The sequence below is a fragment of the Campylobacter sp. 2014D-0259 genome, from assembly GCF_008000505.1.
In the GTDB taxonomy this organism is placed as follows: domain Bacteria; phylum Campylobacterota; class Campylobacteria; order Campylobacterales; family Campylobacteraceae; genus Campylobacter_D; species Campylobacter_D jejuni.
Genome location: NZ_VOAQ01000024.1, coordinates 203900 through 223582 on the forward strand (window position 1 = coordinate 203900; position 19683 = coordinate 223582).

Consider the following 19683-nt stretch of genomic DNA (forward strand, 5'->3'; position numbering starts at 1 on the left):
CCGTTTTTAAAGTTGTGCAGCAACTTCAGCCGCAAAATCTTCAGTTTTCTTTTCTAAACCTTCGCCAACTTCAAAGCAAATAAATTCGACAATTTTAATTTTTCCGCCAAATTCTTTTTCTTTTTCAGCGATCACTTGTTCTACGGTTTTTTTATCATCCATTACATAAAACTGACCCATTAAAGTAAGTTTGCTATCAAGTTGAGAATTATCTGCTATAAAGCTATTCATTTTACCTGGGATAATATTATCCCAAATTTTTTCAGGTTTACCTTGAGCTTTAAGCTCTTCTTTGATTTTTTCTTCAGCTTCTTTTAAAATTGCATCGCTTAATTGTTTGCGACTTGCAAATTGAGGAATTTTATGTTCAGGTTTATTTGGATCTTTAAGTCTGCGTCTTTCTTCATTTTCTTTTTCAAGTTCAGCAACCAAAGCTTTGTATTCATTTTCAACAAAAGTCATATCCAAATCTTCATAACTTAAATAACTTGGTCTCATTGCTGCAATATGCATACAAATTTGTCTTAACAAATCTCTTGATTTTGAAGCCACTTCAGCGCTATCACAAGCTGCAGCGATCACAACACCAACACGGCCATTTGTATGGATATAACCATTTACAACACCGTTAGCACCTGCTTTTAAAGTTGCAAATCTTCTTACAACTAAGTTTTCTCCTATAGTTGCAATTTGACTTTTTAAATATTCTTCAAATTTTACGCCATTGATTATGCTTGAATGAAGTTCTTCCACACTTTGTAAGCTATTACTTTGAATATGGGCTGTGGTATCTTTTGTTAAAGCGATAAACTGATCATTTTTTGCCACAAAATCTGTTTCGGAATTAATCTCACTTACAGTTGCACTTGTAAAATCATCACTTACTTTTACACTTACTAAACCTTCTGCAGCAAGTCTATCTGCTTTTTTAGCAGCCTTACCTAAACCTTTTTCTCTTAAAAGTTGTACTGCTTTATCAAAATCTCCATTAGTTTCACTCAAAGCATTTTTACAATCCATCATCCCCGCGCCTGTACTTTCGCGGAGTTCTTTTACCATTGCAGCAGTAATTTCAGCCATTATTCTTGCTCCTCACCGAAGTCTTCTTCGCTCATCGCTTCATCTAAAACTTCTTTTTTCTCTTCATCGGTGATTTCTTTTTCTTCATTTGCTAAAGCTTCGCCATCTTGTTCTCTTAAAGCTTTTCCTTCATTAATCGCTTCAGCCATTTCTTGGCAGAAAAGTTGCACTGAACGGATTGCATCATCATTTCCTGGAATAGGATAAGTTACCAAGTCAGGATCGCAGTTTGTATCTAGTGGAGCTACAACAGGAATTCTTAATCTATTTGCTTCTTGAACAGCAATTTTTTCTTTTACTGTGTCAATAACAAAAATCATATCAGGTTGAGTTTTCATATAACGAATTCCACCTAAATAAGCTAATAATTTTTCTTTTTTTCTTGTAAGCATTAAAGCTTCTTTTTTAGTTAAAAGTTTAATACTTCCATCTTCTTCCATTTTTTCAATTACTTCTAATTTTCTAATTGATTGGCGAATGGTACCAAAATTTGTCATCATACCGCCAAGCCATCTATGATTTACATAAGGCATACCGCATTTTTCAGCGTATTCTTTAATCGCTCCACCTGCTTGTTTTTTTGTCCCAACAAAAAGTATAGTTTTTCCTTCAGCAGCAGCGTCACGAACGATATTATAGGTATATCTAAAATATCTTAAAGTTTTTTGTAAATCAATTACATAAATACCTTTTCTCTCGCCAAAAATGAATTTTTTCATCTTTGGATTCCAGCGTCTTGTTTGGTGTCCAAAATGCACACCGCATTCTAATAAATCTCTCATACTAACCATGAGTTTCTCCTTATAAATTTAGCTTTATTCCTCCACATCCCTTAATTTACACAAGCTAAAAAGGATTGATGTGTGTGAAATGAAGCTAAGATTTTATCAAATTTAAGTTTAGTTTTTACTTATATATGTAGTCCTTGGTAAGACTTAGATTATTATTGATTTCTTTTGTGATTAAAAATTGAAACAAATCCACGCTTCCAACACGAAAAGCAGAGGCACAAGAACGAAGGTACAAATCCCACATTCTTATAAATTCTTCATCATATTTTTCCCTTACCTTGTCTAATACTTTGTTAAAATTTTCATCCCATAAATCTAAAGTTTTTGCATAGTGCATTCTTAAACTTTCTGCTAAAAGAAGATGAAAATCCCACTCGCTCATAGCACTTACAACCTCTCTTAAAGAAGGTAAATATCCTCCTGGAAAAATATATTTATCTATCCAAGCATTTGTTTTTCCTTCAAACATGGCTAAAATAGAATGTAAAAGCATAGAACCTCCAGGTTTTAACACTTGTTTTACTTTCATGAAATAAAGTCCTAAATTCTCTTTACCTACATGTTCAAACATACCCACAGAAACAACTTTATCAAAATAATTTTCAAATTCTAAATCTTGATAATTTTGAAGTCTTATTTCTATTTTATCTTCAAGACCAAGTTCTTTTACTCTTTCCTTAGCTTTTTTACACTGCTCCTCTGAAATAGTAATTCCAACAACCTTAACTCCATACTTTTGAGCCGCCATAATAGAAAGCCAACCCCAGCCACAACCTATATCTAAAAGCTTTTCTCCTTCTTTTAAATCAAGTTTTTTAAGGGTATGTTCTATTTTGTTAATTTGAGCTTCATAAAGAGTATTATTAGGCTCTTTAAAATAAGCGCAAGAATAGCTCATAGTATCATCAAGCCAAAGCTTATAAAAATCATTACCTATATCATAATGACTTTTAATATTTTTACTTTCCTGTTTTTGGGCTATTTTACTCAAGATATCCTCTGTATTTTTTAAAAAACGCTTATTTGAAAAATAATACAAAACTTTAGCTATTTCATCATAATCACCTTCTATTTCTAGTTTAGACTCCATATAATGTTTTGCAAAAACTAAACTCGTATCACTAAATAATTTTAAAAAAGGTATTTTTTCTTTGAAAATTAAAGAAAATTTAGCAGACTGATTACCCACATGAAATTCTTCTTGATCCCAAAATACAATTCTAAAATTTCCATAATTCCATTTTGAAAGAATAAATTTAATCATTTGTTTTTCAAGCATGACATACTCCAATTAATAATAATTATTATTAGATAGTATCTCTTAATTAGGTTTAAAAATTAATAAAAATGAAGAAAAAATAAGATTTTTGCCATTATCACTAAATAATGGCAAAAAATGTAATATTAATGTAATTTAGACCAAACAGAACGCTTCCAACCTATAGCAAAAATACTTAAAATTACAAAGAATATCATTACATAAATTCCTGTAGTTTTTCTTTCTTCTTTCTTGCTATCACCCACTTGATCAATATAAGATACAACCTTAGCCTGTGCAGCTTCTGTTAAACCTACTCTTGGCATAGCGGTTCCTGGAAGAAGTTTTTGAGTGTTATTAATAAAATCATGTAAATATTGCTCACCACGAGATCTTATCATCATAGAAAGATCAGGCGGAACAGAACCTAAATAAGTTTTTAAATCATTTTGATTTGATGGAGTAAAAAAGCTATCGTATTTCATATCATGACAACGTCCGCAAGCCTCAATAAAAGTTGCTTTATCTTTAGCAAATTTTATATCTTTTTCCATTAAAGCCACTTTTTGAGCACTATTTTCCATTTTAGCATATTTTGCCTCAACATCTTTCTTAATAGTAGCATCTTCATTGGCTTCAAATTTAACACTCACATCTTTAAGATAAGCAATTACATTGGCTATATTTGCATTTGTAGCTTCTTCACTTTCTCCTGAAGTATCTTTATTGTAAGCTGTCATAATAAAAGCATCACCAAATTTATGATCTACTTTTAAAGCAAGCGCAGGATGCATAATCAAAGCAGCTAAAAATTTTTCATCAAAAATAGCACCAGCTGCACTAAGATCAGGTGGTATTACTCCCATAGAAGAATCAGTAATATTAGCTGTTATTCCATCTTCTTTTACACCATGACATGCAAAACAGTTATTTTCAAAAAATTCTTTACCTTTTTTTGCATCACCCTTAGCAAAATCGATCTTTGCAACATCTGCCCAAAGTGTTTCAACTTTGCTTAATTCTTCTTTTGCTTTTTCAAGTTCTTTGTTTGCACTCTCTATTCTTTTAGCATCTCCTGAAGCTTGTGCATCTTTTAGAGCTAATTCTTTAGCTTCAACTATACCTTTTGCAAAAGTAGTATCTTCAACAGCAAAATCAAAATTTGCAGGAGCAACATGAGGTTTCATCACTGAATGAGCATAAGGCTCTACCCCCCAATATACAAGCGCAGTAAAAACTACCACAACTAAAAATATTTTTATTTCTCTCATTGTTTAGCTCCTTTTCTCTCCATAATAGTAATAACCGGTAAAACTACAATAAGTAAAAGTAAAAATACTATAGAAGCATAAAATCCTACCCAAGCATTTACACCTGTTGGAGGTAATTTTCCATAAACTGTTAAAACAATTAAATCGATAAGCAATATCCAAAACCAAATGAAAAATAAAGGTCTTTCATGAGCCGGTTTTACAACATCACTTCTATCAAGCCAAGGAAGCAAGAAGAAAATCGCTTGAGCAATACCAAATGCAGCCAAACCTATATCAAAAGCTTTAATACCTGCAATATCAAAGAAAAATCCTCTTAAAACTTCATAACTCCATAAGAAATACCACTCAGGATAAATATGAGCTGGTGTTTTAAGCGCATTAGCCGGATCAAAATTAATTGGATCCATTGCAAATTCAAATTTAAAACAGACCAAATAAAAGAAGAAAATCATAAAAAAGCTTATATACATAAAATCTTTTGATAAAAATCCTGGCCAAAAAGGAATCACTTTAGAACCCTTTGTGTCACCTGCCATGTATTTTTCAGCCTCTAAATCAAAGTCAAGTTCTTCAGAAATTTCATTATTAACATGAGGAATTCTTAAAGAATAGAAGTGAAATGCTATAATAGCAATGATAACTATAGGAAGCAAGCACACATGAAGCATAAAAAATCTTGTTAAAGTTGGATCAGAAACCGCATAATCTCCACGAATCCAAATCACAAGCTCAGGGCCAATAAATGGTATCCCTCCAAAAAGATTAGTGATTACTTGAGCTGCCCAATAACTCATTTGTCCCCAAGGAAGCATATACCCACTAAAAGCTTCAGCAGAAAATACAACAAACAAAAGCATACCGCTAACCCAAATCATCTCACGACCTTTTTTATAAGAACCGTAATAAATTCCTGTTAGCATATGTATGTATATAATCAAAAATACAACAGAAGCGGCAACACCATGCATGTGACGCCAAAGCCATCCATAATCCACCTCTTGCATAATAGTCTTATTCACACTATCAAAAGCAAGCGCAGTATCTGGTTTATAATACATTACAAGTAAAAGTCCTGTAATAAAAAGCACTGCAAATAGAGTGGTTAAAATAACCCCCATTGCCCAAAGAAAGTTAATTTGCTTTGGTATCCAATACTTTACCATTAAAACATCAAGCAGTTTATGTACTGCAAGTCTTTGATCAAGCCAATCTACAAGGCCATTAGCTTTTCTAATTTGTGCCATCTTAAGCCTCCGCTATCATTTTTTTATATTCAGGACCCTCTTCACCTAAAACAAGTTTGGTTCCATCAATCTTAAAAGGAGGAATTTCAAGAGGCTTTGGAGGAGGTCCAAAGACATTTTTTCCACTTGTGTCAAATTCTCCACCATGACAGGCACATTTAAACAATTGCTCACTTGGTTGGTAAGCAGGTATACAACCCAAATGCGTACAAAGTCCTATAACCACAGTATAAGCTGCGTTATCTACCACAACATCACGTTTTTCATCTTTTGGCATACTCGCATCTTTTTTTAATATAAAAATAGGCTTTTTACGCCATTCTATAGTTCTAAGCTCTCCATCTTGCATTCCTGATAAATCTACTGTAGTAAAACCTGCAGCTTTGACACTTGGAAGCGGATCCCAAGTTTTTTTCATCGCAACAAGCGAGAAAACACCGCCTACAGCAGCTACGCTTCCAAATGCAAAGCCCATAAAGCTTCGTCTACTCTCAGATGTAGCCATAACTTGTCCTTTCGATTTTATTTTTTAACCAAGTTAAAAGTTTATCGAAATTAAAATAAATTTTTTCTTTGTTTAACAAGTTTTGATATTTAGACAATAAGAGCAAAAAGAGAAAAAACAAGCACAGGTAAAGTTATCAAAAAGCCAAATTTACAATATTGCCAAAAAGAAATATTAATGCCTTTTCTAGCCAAAACTCCAAGCCAAAGCAAAGTTGCCAAAGAACCTATTGGGGTAAGTTTTGGGCCTATATTTACTCCTAAAAGATGCGCATAAATCATCAAAGAATCAAAAGAAAAATTCTCAAAATATTCTTTTAATGCCAAATCTCCGATTAAAACCATAGGCAAATTATTAAACACAGAAGATCCAAAAGCCGAAATCAAAGCCACTCCAAAAATTCCACTCTTATCTTGCATCAAAAAAGTATAACTTTTAACCAAAATTTCACTCACACCTATTTTATGTAAAGCAAAAACTACCATATAAAGCCCAAAACTAAAAAGCAAAACTCCATAAGGTGCTTCAAAAAGAATTTTAATACTTTTTTTACCTTGAATTTTTAAAACAATAAGCCAAAAAATTCCCGCCCAAAGCAAAGCAAAAAAACTTATTTTAATATCAAAAATTTCACCTATAAAAAAACTGATCACAAAAAGAAATAAAAATACTATGCAAAGAAAAAACAACTTCGATGAAATTTGCTCTTTTTTGACTAATTTAAATTCAAGCCTTTTAGGCAAAACTCTCACATAAAGCACAAAAACCATAACTATAGTAGAAAGTAAAACAAAAAAATTGGGCAAAAACATATTTTTAGCAAATTCTAAAAATTCTATCTTAAAATAATTTGCTGTAATGATATTGGTTAAATTTGAAATAACCAAAGCATTTGAACTTGCATCACATAAAAAAGAAAGACTAAGTAAAAAAGAACTTAAAATAAAAGCATGATTTTTACAATCTTTAAGAGTTGAAAATAAAGCTATAATAATAGGTGTAATGATTAAAATCGCTCCATCGTTAGCAAAAAATGCAGAAAGAAAAAAGACAAAAATCAACAAAAATAACATCAATTTTTTTGTGCTGATATAAATTTTTTCTTGATTTTTCTCTCTAGAAAAATGCAAAATTTTACTCGCAATAAAATCAAAAAATCCCAAAGCTTCCAAGCTAAAAGAAAGAATAATCAACCCAACTAAAGTTAAAGAACTATCCCAAACCAAAGAAAAAACAAAATAAGCGTCTTTAAAATCTACCAATTGAAAAATAAAAACAAAAAAAGCCCCCAAACTAGAAAATACCCAAATAGGTAAATTCCATGGACGCCAAAAAAGTAAAACTAAAGTAGATAAAAAAATAAAAAAAGCAAGCATTTAAGCTTTTTTCTTTTGCATTTTGATATAAATTTGTAAAATATCTAACGCTGCAGGAGTAATTCCACTGATTTGACTTGCAGCAAAAATGGTTGGAGGTTTATGATGATTAAGCTTTTCTACAACCTCATTACTCAAACCACTTACACTTTTAAAATCAAAATTTTCAGGAATTTTAAGCTCACTAAGATTTTTCATTTTTTCTACTTGAGCTTTTTGCATGCTGATATAATGATAATACTTTGCCTCGTTTAAAATTTCTCTTAAAGAATAATTATCCATAGTTTCAAACATAGGATCAAGTTTTTTTAATTTTTCTATATCAAAACTTGCTCTTGCAACAATTTTTTGAAGATTGACTATAGAAGAAATTTTATCTTCTCCTAAACTCTCTAAAAAAGCATTATTTTGGTTATTAGGCGTAAATTCTTTAGAAAGTAAAAATTCAAGTCCTTTTTGAAGATTGTTTGCAATATTTTGTATATAAGTAAAATCTTGCTCGCTTAAAAGCCCCAAATCATAGCCATATTTTCCAAGTCTAAGTATAGCATTTTCTTCCCTTAAAAGCAGTCTAAATTCTGCTCTTGAAGTAAACATTCTATAAGGTTCTTTTGTACCTTTTACTACCAAATCATCGATTAAAACTCCTATATAAGCTTCATCACGCCTTAAAATCAAAGGCTCTTTCATATCTATACTTAAACTTGCATTGATTCCTGCCATAAAGCCTTGTGCTGCAGCCTCTTCATAACCTGTAGTTCCATTAATCTGTCCTGCACAATAAAGATTTTTAATCTTTTTAAGTTCTAAAGTATGCTTAAGTTCAGTTGGCTCTATATAATCATATTCTATAGCATAACCAAAACGGGTTATTTTAGCATCTTCAAAACCCTTTACAGAACGCAGCATTTGAATTTGTACCTCATAAGGCAAAGAAGTAGAAAAACCGTTGATATAATACTCTGTCGCATCGATAGTTTGAGGTTCTATAAAAAGATGATGACTTTCTTTGTCGCTAAAACGGTTGATTTTATCTTCTATAGAAGGACAATACCTTGGCCCTACACCTTCAATCTGTCCTGTAAAAAGTGGAGCACGATAAAAATTATTCTTAATAATCTCATGTGTAGTTGTATTAGTGCGTGCGATATAACAAGGAAGTTGAGTAGGATTGAAATTTTTTGAACGAAAACTAAAAGCTTTAGGATTTACATCACCATCTTGAATTTCAAGCACGCTAAAATCAATGCTTTTTGCATCCACTCTTGGGCAAGTTCCTGTTTTTAAACGCCCCATTTTCAAACCCAAAGTTTGTAGATAATTTCCTAAATTTACCGAAGCAAGCTCCCCTACCCTTCCTGCTTGAAGTTTATTTTCACCTACATGAATAAGTCCATTTAAAAAAGTTCCTGTTGTTAGGATCACTTTTTTGGCAAAATATGTATTTTCTAAATTTGTTTTTACGCCTTTAACTTCATCATTTTCTACGATTAAAACACTCGCTTGTTCTTGAGAGATTTCTAAATTTGGAAGTTTTAAAAGTTTATTACGTGCAATGATACGGTATTTATCCATATCAATTTGTGCCCTACTTCCTTGAACGGCTACACCCTTACTCTCATTTAAAATGCGAAATTGTATCCCTGCTTCATCGGTGATTTCGCCCATAAGACCACCCATGGCATCAAGTTCTTTTACCAAATGCCCTTTAGCAAGCCCTCCTATAGCCGGATTACAACTTGCCGCTCCTATTTGCTCAATCAATGTAGTTAAAAGTAAAGTTTTTTTACCCATTCTAGCAGCAGCAGCACTTGCTTCAACACCTGCATGTCCACCACCTATAACAATGACATCAAACATATTTTGCCTTGAAAAATGTGAATTTTAAAGAAAGATTATATAATATTTAGACTTAAAACAAACTCGTTTTAAGTCTAACAAAAATTTATTTAGCTTCTTGAAGAGAGAAGATTAGCTCATTATAAGTTTTATCTGCATCTTTACAGAAATTTTTAAGCATCTCAACACCCTTATTTAAACCTTGTTGCTGTTCTACTCTTAAAAGATCACTATAAAGGCTTTCTATTGTAGAAATAGCGCTTTTATTTGGCATACGACGAACGGAATAATAGCCTATGATATTATTATTAATGTCTATTGATGGAGTTACATTTGCAAAAACCCAGTAGTAATTGTTATCTTTGGTTTTGTTTTTTACGTAAGCAAAAATTTCTTTGCCTTCTTTCATATAATCCCATAAATATTTAAAAACAGTTTTTGGCATTTCTTCATGTCTTACTATGTTATGAGGTTTATTTAAAACTTCACCCATAGTATAACCTGCATACTTTAAAAAATCATCATTTGCATAAACTATTTTACCTTTTAAATCCGTTTTAGAAGTAATTAAACTATCTTCTTGTAAAAAAATTTCTCTTGACATTTTCCCACCCTCTTAATTTATATTTTTAATTTTGCTAAGATTTCAGCACTTCTTTGCTCTAGTGATTTAATATCATTTACAATCGCATCATAAGCTTTTTGATCGATATAATCTTGATTTGATTCTTCTATTGCTTTTTTAGCGTTATCTTTTATAAATTCTTTAGCTAAATTTAACTCAGTTTCAGAACTAAGCTCATTAATAACACCTTGAGCTCTCTCATCTTGACAAAGATTAGAAATTGGATCTACACTTTCAAGATTGAAATTTTGAGCCCCATTTAAATTTAAATATATATTTGATTTATAAAGAATATGATCGATTTTAACCACAGACAAAATCAATCTCTTTGCAAAGGATCCAAAATTAACACCAAGCGCACTACTATTTTCTTCTAGACGTTTAAAAGCTTGAGAAAATTTATTAATTCTTTCTTCAGATTCACTAACAATGTTAAAAACTTGCTCACTGCCACTTTGGATATTTACAAAATCTTGTTGCATAGTCTGAATTGCAATAGAAATTTCGCTTGTAGATCTTTGAGTTCTTTCTGCTAACTTTCTAACTTCATCAGCCACAACCGCAAAGCCCCTACCATGCTCTCCTGCACGCGCAGCTTCAATAGCAGCATTTAAAGCTAGAAGATTGGTTTGATCGGCTATATCGCGTATTACTTCAACCACTGAAGTAATATTTTGGGAATTAGCCACAAAAGTTTGCACTGTTTCCTTGCTCGAATTTACAACATCCATTAAAGAACCCATAGCACTTTGCAAAGAATCCACCTCTGAGCCATTTTCTGTAGCTGTATGAGTAATGGCATCAACTGTATCATATACATTTTTCATCATGCTAATATCTTGATTTAATGAGCTAGAAATTTGAGACATGTCTTTATTTTGATTTCCAAGGCTTAAATCCATTAAAGTTCTTGATAAAGCATTTTTAAAAGTAGATCTTGCTGTCACTTCTATGTTTGCTAAAGCTTTATTTATAAATTCGATATTATGAGCAAAAATTCCTTTTAAACCTTCAGGCAAAGCCTTGCGATAAAATTCACCTTTTTGAGAACATGAAATAGAAGTATTAATTTCCCTTAAGTAAGCTTCTAGCCCATCAATAGTATTGTTAAGATTATCTGCTATTTCGGCTAATTTTTTGCTTTTTGTTTTTACATAGATGATTCTATTGTCGAAATTACCCTCCTTTAACTCTCTACAAAGAACCAAAAGTTTATCTATCATTATTTGCTCATCTTTGTGTTGTCTAAGCAAATAAATCATTAAAACAGCGATTAAAACAAAAATTATCGCTCCAACAAAATTATGAATAAAAATGACACCTAAAACACCGATAACACTTAGAAAAATAGTTAATAATAATCCATTTTTCACCATAAATTTACCCCTTTTTATTGAAAATTTTTTGAAGTCATAAATCAAAACAATACTTTAATAATATATTACTTTAATTTCTAGGTGAAAATTATACAATAAAAAAGATTAAATATATCTTATTTAATTATTTTCTTGTAAGTTAAAAATAAGTTCATTATAAGTCATTTTATAAGAACTTACAATATCCATTAAAGCTGAAACTCCAGCATTAATGCCCGATTTTTGCTCTTTTTCAAGTAAAATTTTATAAACTTCTTCAATTATAGAAAGAGATTTTCTATTAGGTGCACGACGAACAGAATAATAATTGATGATATTTCCATTAGTATCAAATGAAGCACTTACATTTGCAAAAACCCAGTAAAAATTACCATCTTTGGCTTTATTTTTCACAAATGCAAAAATTTCATCTCCTTTTTGAATATAATCCCAAAGACATTTAAATACAGTGCGTGGCATATCTTCATGTCTTACTATATTATGAGATTTATACAAAAGTTCATCAACTTTATAACCTGCGTATTTTAAAAAGTCATTATTGGCATAAATGATATTCCCCTTAAGATCTGTTTTAGAAGTAATTAAAGCATTTTCAGACAAAACTATTTCTTTCATAATTTAAAACATCCCAATAAAACAAATAAATCAAAAATAGAATTATTACCAATAATAAATAACAAAAAGCAAACTGAATTGCAAAATTATAAAATTTTCAAAAATATTTTAAATTTTATAATGCAAATAATGAGAAATTTTGTAACATTTATATAAAAAATTATCATATCATATAAAAGAAAGTATTTCTAGATTTGTTTTTTTGTTAAAATTTACAATACGCATTGTTAAAATTATATTTTACAAAGATCAAAAGGAGTGAATAAACTTGGAAACTTTAAGTCAAACTTTAGCTGAAAGAAAACCGCCTTTATATAAACGTATTATCAAAAGTCTTGGATTTTGGGTGATTATAGGCATTATTGCAGGTATTGTACTTGGCTATATAGATAAAGAATTAGCCATTGCTAGCAAACCAGGAGTTGATTATTTTATAGGTGCTTTAAAGGTTCTTATAGGTCCTATTATTTTTGTTACTTTGGTTTTAGGCATCATTAGTCTTGAAAGTTTAAAAAAAGTAGGTAGCATTGGTGCTAAAGCGGTTATTTACTTTGAAGTTGTAAGTACTTTAGCACTTGCTATAGGTATTTTTATGGCAAATGTTATGCAACCAGGCCATGGAATGAATCTTGATCCAAGTCAACTTGATACAAAAAGCGTTCAAAAATACATTTCTCAAACCACAGAAGTAAGTGCGAGCTCTGAGATTATGCATATTTTAAAAGATGCTATGCCTACTGATATTATCACGCCTTTTACAGAAGGAAAAACCATACAAGTTTTAGTTATTGCTATAATTACTGCTTTGATTATTTCTTTAATGAGAATAGAAGATAAACAGGCAATTCAAAGAGTTTTTGAAGTGGCACAAAATTTTGTTTTTAAAATTCTACAAATCATTATGTATTTTAGTCCTATTGCCGCCTTTTCAGCAATGGCTGTACTCATAGCTCAATACGGAATTGGCTCTTTGATCAACTTAGCATATTTACTTTTAGTAATGCTGATTTCATGTCTTGTTTTTATATTTGGAATCTTAGGTCTGATTTGTTATTTTGCAAAAGTAAATATCTTCAAATTTATGAGATTTATCTCAAGAGAAGTATTGATCGTTTTTGCAACCAGTTCAAGCGAGTCTGCACTTGCTCCTTTAATGAGAAAACTAGAAAAAGCAGGACTTTCTAAAGCAACAGTCGGACTTGTTTTACCAACGGGATATAGTTTTAATCTTGATTGTACAAATATTTATCTAGCTATGAGCTTAATCTTTCTAGCACAAGCTTTCAATGTAAATTTAAGTTTAGCACACGAAATCAGTATTTTAATAGTATTAATGATAGCCTCAAAAGGTGCAGTAGGTGTAACTGGATCAGGTTTTATAGTGCTTGGAAGTACGCTTGCGGCTCTAGGAAATATGGAAATTTCAGAAGCAAATGCAACCTTAGCACAAGTTCTACCAGTAACTGCTATAGGTATTCTTTTAGGTGTTGACAAATTTATGTCTGAAATGAGAGCGGTTGGAAATCTTTGTGGAAATTCAGTAGCAGCCTTAATCGTTGCCATCTGGGATAAACAAATTGATTGGGAAAAATTCCGCTATGCTATGGATAATCCAGAAAAATTCCATAATGCTGGAATGAACTAATGGGTTCTTTGGAGGAAATCATATCGATTAACCTCCTCTAAAGTATTATCTTTTTTTCTAAATTGCTTTAAAAAACTTTCATTGAAATTAAAACTAAATCCAACTTGAACAACAGTATCATCAACAGTCTCTCTTGCACTATAATCACGACGCAATAAATTTAAACTAAATACACTATAAGGAGAGTAAGATACTTGATAATTAGTTTTATCATTATCCTTACTTATATCAAAAGCAAAAGCGGTATAAGTTGGAATTACAAAACTCATTCCAAGCTGTAAATTTTTTTCTGCTTCATTGGGTATATAATAATTACTATAAGCCTTTATAAATTTACTATAACCAAACTCTGTACCAAAGCTTTTAGTATCTTTTTGTTCTTTTTGTTTATCAATAAAACCATTAACTCCAAATAAAAAATCATCTTTTTCATAACGATTGATTAAACCCCATGAGTAATTATAATTATCTTGAGCCACAAAAAGTTCTTTTTGAAAAAGCAAAGAATTATTCTCCCCCTCATAAAGAGAACTTAAATTTTTAACCTGCGCGTTTTCGTTTTGAAAATCCAAATTCCCATCTGTTTTATCTATACCATTATTATTTTCTAAAGTTTTTGAAAGTAAGCTATCAAAAGTGCTTTTAAAATCCACATTCTCTTCTTGAATTTTTGGAGCTTCTTTGGTATTTTCATAATCAAAGTGCTCCCAAGAATTTTGATTATTATTTTTTGCTAAAGCCTCTGTAAGTTCATCGGCATTGAGTAAAGAAAACAATGCTATTATATAAAAAATACCCCTCATTATTCTTATATTCCTTATTATTTCTTGTTTGAGTATTTATTATAAAAAAATAATATAAATAAAAATTCCACAAAGACTAAAAAATAAAATTAGCAAATTTAAAGTAAATAAGTGTATAATTAAAATAAAAAAGGGTTATTAATGCAAAAAGACAACCTCATAGCTTTTGTTATTTTTATTATCAGTACTATCGCATTTGTTATTTGGGGATTTGGTTATATTTCGCAACATCAATTGATTCTTTTTATTCTTGCTTCTATATTTGGCATTTTTATGGCATTTAATATAGGTGGAAATGATGTAGCCAATTCTTTTGGAACAAGCGTTGGCGCAAAAACAGTAACCATTAAACAAGCTTTAATTATAGCAGCTGTTTTTGAGCTAAGCGGGGCAATCTTCGCAGGCGCAGAAGTTACTAAAACCATACGCAGCGGTATTGTTATTTTTCCAAATTCTTTAGATCCTATGCTTTTTGTTATCATTATGCTTGCTGCACTTTTAAGCTCTGGGGTTTGGATTTTTATTGCAACCAAGAAAGGCTTACCTGTATCAACCACACACAGTATAGTTGGTGGAATTGTAGGTGCTAGCATTATGATGGGGCTTTTAAAATTTGATGGGATCCAAACACTCTCTATGGTTAAATGGAGTGAAATTTTAAGAATAGCTATTTCTTGGATAGCTTCTCCTCTTTTAGGGGGTATTGTAGCTTATATTATTTATTCATATATTGATAAGAAAATTTTAAAACCATCAGAAAAACTAAATGATGATTTGAAAAATATCAAAAAAGAAAGAAAAAAATTCAAAGAAGAATACTTTTTAAATTTAAAAACAAAATCCCAAGAAGAACAAATCAAAGAACTTTCCGCTATAGCTTTAGATGAGGAAGAACAAGAAAATAATTTCTATAGAAATAAAATGAAGGAATTTAAGGATCAAGAAAAAGATATAGATATTTACTCTATTTTAAAAACTCATATGCCAATCATTGCTTGTATTGCTGCTGCTATCATTTCGGCAATGTTTTTATTTAAAGGTTTAAATAATGTTAGCACTTTAGATATTTTACAAAACTTTTGGATTATCGGAATTATAGGAACTATAAGTTATGTTGTAACATTTGCTATAGTCAAAATCGTTAAAAAAACAGAACTTAATAAAACTACTGATAGAATTTTCTCATGGTTTCAAATATTTACAGCCTCTAGTTTTGCATTTTCACACGGAGCCAATGATATAGCCAATGCTATAGGTCCTTTTGCAGCGATTTTAGATGTCTTAAAAAACGGCACAATTAACGCGACTTCTCCTGTACCTTTTGCTGCTTTAGCTATGTTTGGAGTTGCTCTAGTTGTAGGACTTTGGTTTTTAGGTAAAGAAGTGATTACTACAGTGGGTTCAAAACTTGCAACCATACGCCCTACTACTGGATTTTCTGCAGAACTTGGTGCAAGCATAGTTATACTCTTAGCTACACAATTTGGAATTCCTGTTAGCTCCACCCATATACTCATAGGTGCTATATTGGGTATAGGAGTGTATAATAAAAACGCAAATTGGATTATGATGAAGCCTATAGGATTGGCTTGGATTATCACTTTACCAGCCGCTGGTATTATGGCAGCACTTGTATTTTTAGGATTTAAACTATCTTTGGGAATTTAAGTTTCTAAAATATTTTTTCCTTTAATTATATGCATTTTAATCTTTCCAAAAAGTTTATCCTCAGAATAAAGAGAACTTTTTGGAGCAAAAATTTCTTCATTCTCATCAAAAAGAACTAGATTAGCTTCTTTGCCAACTTCTATAACTCCACTATTTAAACCTAAAAATTCACTAGGATTTTTACTTGTAAATCGACAAAGCTCTTGCCAATTTAAAAATCCTTCTTTGATTAAAAAAGTATAACAAAGACTTATAAATTCGCATACGCTATGAATTCCAAAAGCCGCTTCATCAAAAGCTAAATCTTTTAAAGAAATTGATTTTGCACTATGCAGGGAAGTTAAAAAGCTAATCTTTCCTTTTTTTAAAGCCTCTCTTAAAGCCAAAACATCTTCTTTGCTTCTTAAAGGTGGCATAAGTTTCGCAGCCGTATTAAAATCTTCACAAGCACTATCATCTTTGATAAGATGATGAATGCTTACAAGTTTTAAATCCTTTTCATCTAATAATACTAAAGAATCTTTCAAACTTAAAAGATCAAAAATAACTTTATTTTTATAAAATTTAGCCAATTCTTTCATTTTAGCTATCTGGCTAGTTTCAGCGATTTTACTCATGCCTATAAGCCCTAGCTCAAAACTCATTTCACAATCATTCATCACTCCATTATCATCAAAATCCTTATCATAACAACGCACAAAAATTGGAGAGTCTTTCATAAAAGCATATTGTGAACTTACTTTTAAAGTATTTGCATCTAAAGAGCTGTCAAGTTCTAGAGCACAAGCACCTTTATTTAAAAGAGTGGCTAAATTTTTAAGCTTGCCGTTTGCATCCTTAACCCGCACACTTGAAAAAATTTGCATCTTTCTTTGAGCTAAATTTTGTAAAAATAAAGCAAAACTTTCTTCATCAAAATCCATGCAATCACGCAAAACTATACTAGAAATTCCTCCTTTTAGACACTCATTTTCTAAAAGCTCTAAATTAGCTAAAGAAAATTTATCGTTTTTTAAACTCACACACAAATCCACAAAAGATGGAAGTAAAGTCATACCTTTAGCATCTAAAATTTCTTCGCCTTGTAAATTAGAACCAATATTGGTAATTTTTCCTTCTTTAATCTCTATATCTTGTAAAGAATCTCCATAAATTTTTGCATTTTTAATTATCATGATTTTTCCTTAATCATTTTGCTTTAATAAACTCTGCGTTGCTTCTTGCACGCTTTTACCCTTAAAAATTGCCACTACTTCATTTACAATAGGTGTATAAATTCCTTTCATTTTTGCTAGTTTTTCTATAGCATAAGCAGTTTTTACACCTTCTGCTACTTCATTAAGTTCGACTAAAATACTATCTAATTTTTGATTTTGCGCCAGTTTTAAACCTACTCTATAATTTCTTGATAAAACACTCGTTGCAGTTAAAAACAAATCCCCTGCCCCACTTAACCCTAAAAAAGTTTCTTCTTTAGCACCAAAAAATTTACCAAAACGATGCATTTCTATAAGCCCTCTTGAAATCAGTGCCGCTCTTGCATTATTGCCAAGTTTTAACCCATCACTAATCCCACTTGCAATTGCTAAAACATTCTTATAAGCACCACAAATTTCAGCACCACGAACATCATTATCAATATAAGTTTTAATAAAATCAGGGAAAAAACTTGCAAATTTTTTACAAAGCTCTTGATTTATCCCGCTAATCATCAAAGCAGTAGGAAGTTTTTGCATTACTTCAGCAGCAAAAGAAGGACCGCTTAAAACACAAAAATTTTCTTTTGGTACAAAATCTAAAAAAATTTCATCTAAAAATTGACAACTTTGATCTTCTATGCCTTTTGAAGCAATTAAAATTTTTTGTCCCTTGTTGATGAAATTTTCTTTAAGCCAAGCACGCATCCCTTGAGAACTTAAAGCAAAAACAAGATATTCACATTCTAAAGCTTCTTTTATGCTAACAAAATCTTCTAAATCACGCTGATGCAAAGAACTAATAAAACAATTGTGATTTTCTTTTAAGGCTAGATGTAAAGCACTGCCCCATTTTCCCGCACCAATAACCGCTATACGCATCAACCAAGCTTTGTTTTTAAAATTTCATTTACTTTTGCAGGATTAAAAGCTCCTTTGCCTTCTTTCATTGTTTGACCCACAAAAAATCCAAAAAGCTTGTCTTTACCACTTTTATACTCTGCAACCTTATCGGCATTTGCATTTAAAATTTGTTCAATCACCGCTTCTATGGCTGAATCATCACTTACTTGCTTAAGTCCTAGCTTTTCTATAGCTTCATCAATTTCCACGCTAGTATTTTCAAATACAAAAGCTAAGACATCTTTAGCCGCTTTTGCACTGATGGTGCCATCTTCTATGCGTTTAATTAAAACTCCAAGCTTTTGAGCATCTACGGGAGAATTTTCTATAGTCAATTCTCCTTTTAAAAGTCCCATAAGTTCAGTATTTAACCAATTTACGCAAAGCTTAGAATTTAAATTTTGAGAAATAAGACTTTCAAAAAAACGACTCATTTCTAAAGAACTGATTAAAACCTCGGCATCACTTTCTTTTATACCAAGCTCGTCTATAAAGCGTGCTTTCTTCTCATCAGGAAGTTCAGGAATTTTAATATCCAAAAACTCATCTTTTAACAAAACAGGAAGCAAGTCAGGGTCTGGAAAATAACGATATTCAGCCGCTTCTTCTTTGCCACGCATACTTCTTGTAACTAAATTTGTTGTATCAAAAAGTCTGGTTTCTTGAACTACTTCTTGTTCGTAAGTTCCATCTTCCCAAGCCTCACTTTGTCTTTTTACCTCATATTCTATGGCTTTTTGGATAAAACGAAAAGAATTAAGATTTTTAATCTCTACTCTAGTATAAAGTTTTGTATCGCCCTTAGGCCTTATACTAACATTTGCATCGCATCTAAAACTTCCTTCTTGCATATTTGCATCTGAAATATCTAAAAAGCGTATAATAGAATGAAGTTTTTTAAGATAAGCCACCGCCTCATCGCTACTTCTAAGCTCAGGCTCACTGACAATCTCAAGCAAAGGAGTTCCTGCACGATTTAAATCCACTTTAGAAAAATTATTTTCATGGATATTTTTACCTGCATCTTCTTCTAAGTGTGCTCTTGTAATACCTATGCGTTTATTTTCACCCTTTACATTGATAAAAAGCTCACCTTTTTCTACTATAGGGATATCAAATTGTGAAATTTGATAGGCTTTAGGTAAATCTGGATAAAAATAATTCTTACGATTAAAAACACTTTTTTTATTAATTGTTGCATTGACAGCTTTTCCAAAAGCTATAGCTTTTTTTACAGCCTCTTCATTTAAAACAGGCAAAGCTCCTGGTAAGGCCAAACAAGTGGGACAAACATTGGTATTTGGAGCTTCTCCAAAAGAAGTTGCACATGAGCAAAAGATTTTTGTTTTTGTATTTAACTGAGTATGAACTTCAAGACCTATAACTACTTCAAACATAAAATTTCCTTGAATTTTTAAATGTTTTATTTTATCTTTTTTTCTTTTAGAAAGGCTTTAAATATTAACTTTAAATGCTATAATTCTT

Annotated in this window: 17 protein-coding genes; 2 read left to right on the top strand and 15 right to left on the bottom strand. The window is 31.1% G+C overall.

Annotation, left to right across the window (positions count from 1 at the left end; genetic code table 11):
- Positions 1–6: 6 nt before the first annotated feature.
- The 11 genes from tsf to cetC all read right to left on the bottom strand — a co-directional run bounded on the left by tsf (position 7) and on the right by cetC (position 11983).
- Complete coding sequence (gene tsf / locus SR63_RS05665) at positions 7–1080, bottom strand: translation elongation factor Ts (protein ID WP_002866193.1); 1074 nt, start codon at positions 1078–1080, stop codon at positions 7–9.
- Positions 1080–1871 (bottom strand): 30S ribosomal protein S2, encoded by a 792-nt coding sequence (gene rpsB / locus SR63_RS05670; RefSeq protein ID WP_002853455.1) that lies wholly within the window; start codon positions 1869–1871, stop codon positions 1080–1082. Before rpsB ends, tsf begins: the two co-directional genes overlap by 1 nt.
- A gap of 115 nt (positions 1872–1986) precedes the next feature.
- Positions 1987–3150, bottom strand: coding sequence for an SAM-dependent methyltransferase (locus SR63_RS05675; protein WP_002866194.1), 1164 nt, complete (start codon positions 3148–3150; stop codon positions 1987–1989).
- Positions 3151–3275: 125 nt separating this feature from the next.
- Positions 3276–4400, bottom strand: coding sequence for a cytochrome c1 (locus SR63_RS05680; RefSeq protein ID WP_002866195.1), 1125 nt, complete (start codon positions 4398–4400; stop codon positions 3276–3278).
- The gene (locus SR63_RS05685; RefSeq protein ID WP_147498396.1) at positions 4397–5647 is read right to left on the bottom strand and encodes a cytochrome b; all 1251 of its coding nucleotides are present in this window, start codon (positions 5645–5647) and stop codon (positions 4397–4399) included. Before SR63_RS05685 ends, SR63_RS05680 begins: the two co-directional genes overlap by 4 nt.
- A gap of 1 nt (position 5648) precedes the next feature.
- The gene (gene petA / locus SR63_RS05690; RefSeq protein WP_002852880.1) at positions 5649–6152 is read right to left on the bottom strand and encodes a ubiquinol-cytochrome c reductase iron-sulfur subunit; all 504 of its coding nucleotides are present in this window, start codon (positions 6150–6152) and stop codon (positions 5649–5651) included.
- A gap of 89 nt (positions 6153–6241) precedes the next feature.
- A complete protein-coding gene (locus SR63_RS05695) occupies positions 6242–7528 on the bottom strand; it encodes an arsenic transporter (RefSeq protein ID WP_002877108.1) in 1287 nt (428 codons plus the stop codon).
- Complete coding sequence (gene mnmG / locus SR63_RS05700; protein WP_002877107.1) at positions 7529–9388, bottom strand: tRNA uridine-5-carboxymethylaminomethyl(34) synthesis enzyme MnmG; 1860 nt, start codon at positions 9386–9388, stop codon at positions 7529–7531. It abuts the gene before it with no gap.
- An 85-nt stretch (positions 9389–9473) separates the two neighbouring features.
- Positions 9474–9971 carry a bipartate energy taxis response protein CetB gene (gene cetB, locus SR63_RS05705; RefSeq protein ID WP_002866200.1) on the bottom strand — a complete coding sequence of 166 codons (498 nt, stop codon included), beginning with the start codon at positions 9969–9971 and terminating at the stop codon, positions 9474–9476.
- A gap of 17 nt (positions 9972–9988) precedes the next feature.
- Entirely contained in the window at positions 9989–11368 is a 1380-nt protein-coding gene (gene cetA, locus SR63_RS05710; protein WP_147498397.1) for a bipartate energy taxis response protein CetA, read from the bottom strand.
- Between the two features lie 120 nt (positions 11369–11488).
- On the bottom strand, positions 11489–11983 hold the full coding sequence (gene cetC / locus SR63_RS05715) for an energy taxis response protein CetC (RefSeq protein ID WP_002855880.1): 495 nt from the start codon (positions 11981–11983) through the stop codon (positions 11489–11491).
- A gap of 268 nt (positions 11984–12251) precedes the next feature.
- Here cetC and SR63_RS05720 point away from each other — a divergent pair, with 268 nt between their 5' ends.
- Positions 12252–13628: a cation:dicarboxylate symporter family transporter gene (locus tag SR63_RS05720; protein ID WP_002898517.1), complete on the top strand. Its 1377-nt coding sequence runs from the start codon at positions 12252–12254 to the stop codon at positions 13626–13628.
- Here the strand turns inward: SR63_RS05720 and SR63_RS05725 are convergent.
- Positions 13625–14431 carry an inverse autotransporter beta domain-containing protein gene (locus tag SR63_RS05725; RefSeq protein ID WP_002877100.1) on the bottom strand — a complete coding sequence of 269 codons (807 nt, stop codon included), beginning with the start codon at positions 14429–14431 and terminating at the stop codon, positions 13625–13627. The two genes, SR63_RS05720 and SR63_RS05725, sit on opposite strands and share 4 nt — an antisense overlap.
- A 141-nt stretch (positions 14432–14572) precedes the next feature.
- Between SR63_RS05725 and SR63_RS05730 the strand changes: the two genes are divergently transcribed.
- Positions 14573–16099, top strand: a complete 1527-nt coding sequence (locus SR63_RS05730) for an inorganic phosphate transporter (protein ID WP_002864548.1) — start codon at positions 14573–14575, stop codon at positions 16097–16099.
- Here the strand turns inward: SR63_RS05730 and SR63_RS05735 are convergent.
- From SR63_RS05735 to gatB, 3 genes are read right to left on the bottom strand one after another with little or no spacing between them, the layout of a single operon-like run.
- Complete coding sequence (locus SR63_RS05735) at positions 16096–17274, bottom strand: metal-dependent hydrolase (protein ID WP_100644170.1); 1179 nt, start codon at positions 17272–17274, stop codon at positions 16096–16098. The genes SR63_RS05730 and SR63_RS05735 overlap by 4 nt on opposite strands.
- 9 nt (positions 17275–17283) lie before the next feature.
- A complete protein-coding gene (locus SR63_RS05740) occupies positions 17284–18180 on the bottom strand; it encodes an NAD(P)H-dependent glycerol-3-phosphate dehydrogenase (RefSeq protein ID WP_075888380.1) in 897 nt (298 codons plus the stop codon).
- Entirely contained in the window at positions 18177–19595 is a 1419-nt protein-coding gene (gene gatB, locus SR63_RS05745) for an Asp-tRNA(Asn)/Glu-tRNA(Gln) amidotransferase subunit GatB (protein ID WP_002868575.1), read from the bottom strand. Before gatB ends, SR63_RS05740 begins: the two co-directional genes overlap by 4 nt.
- Between the last annotated feature and the right edge of the window lie 88 nt (positions 19596–19683).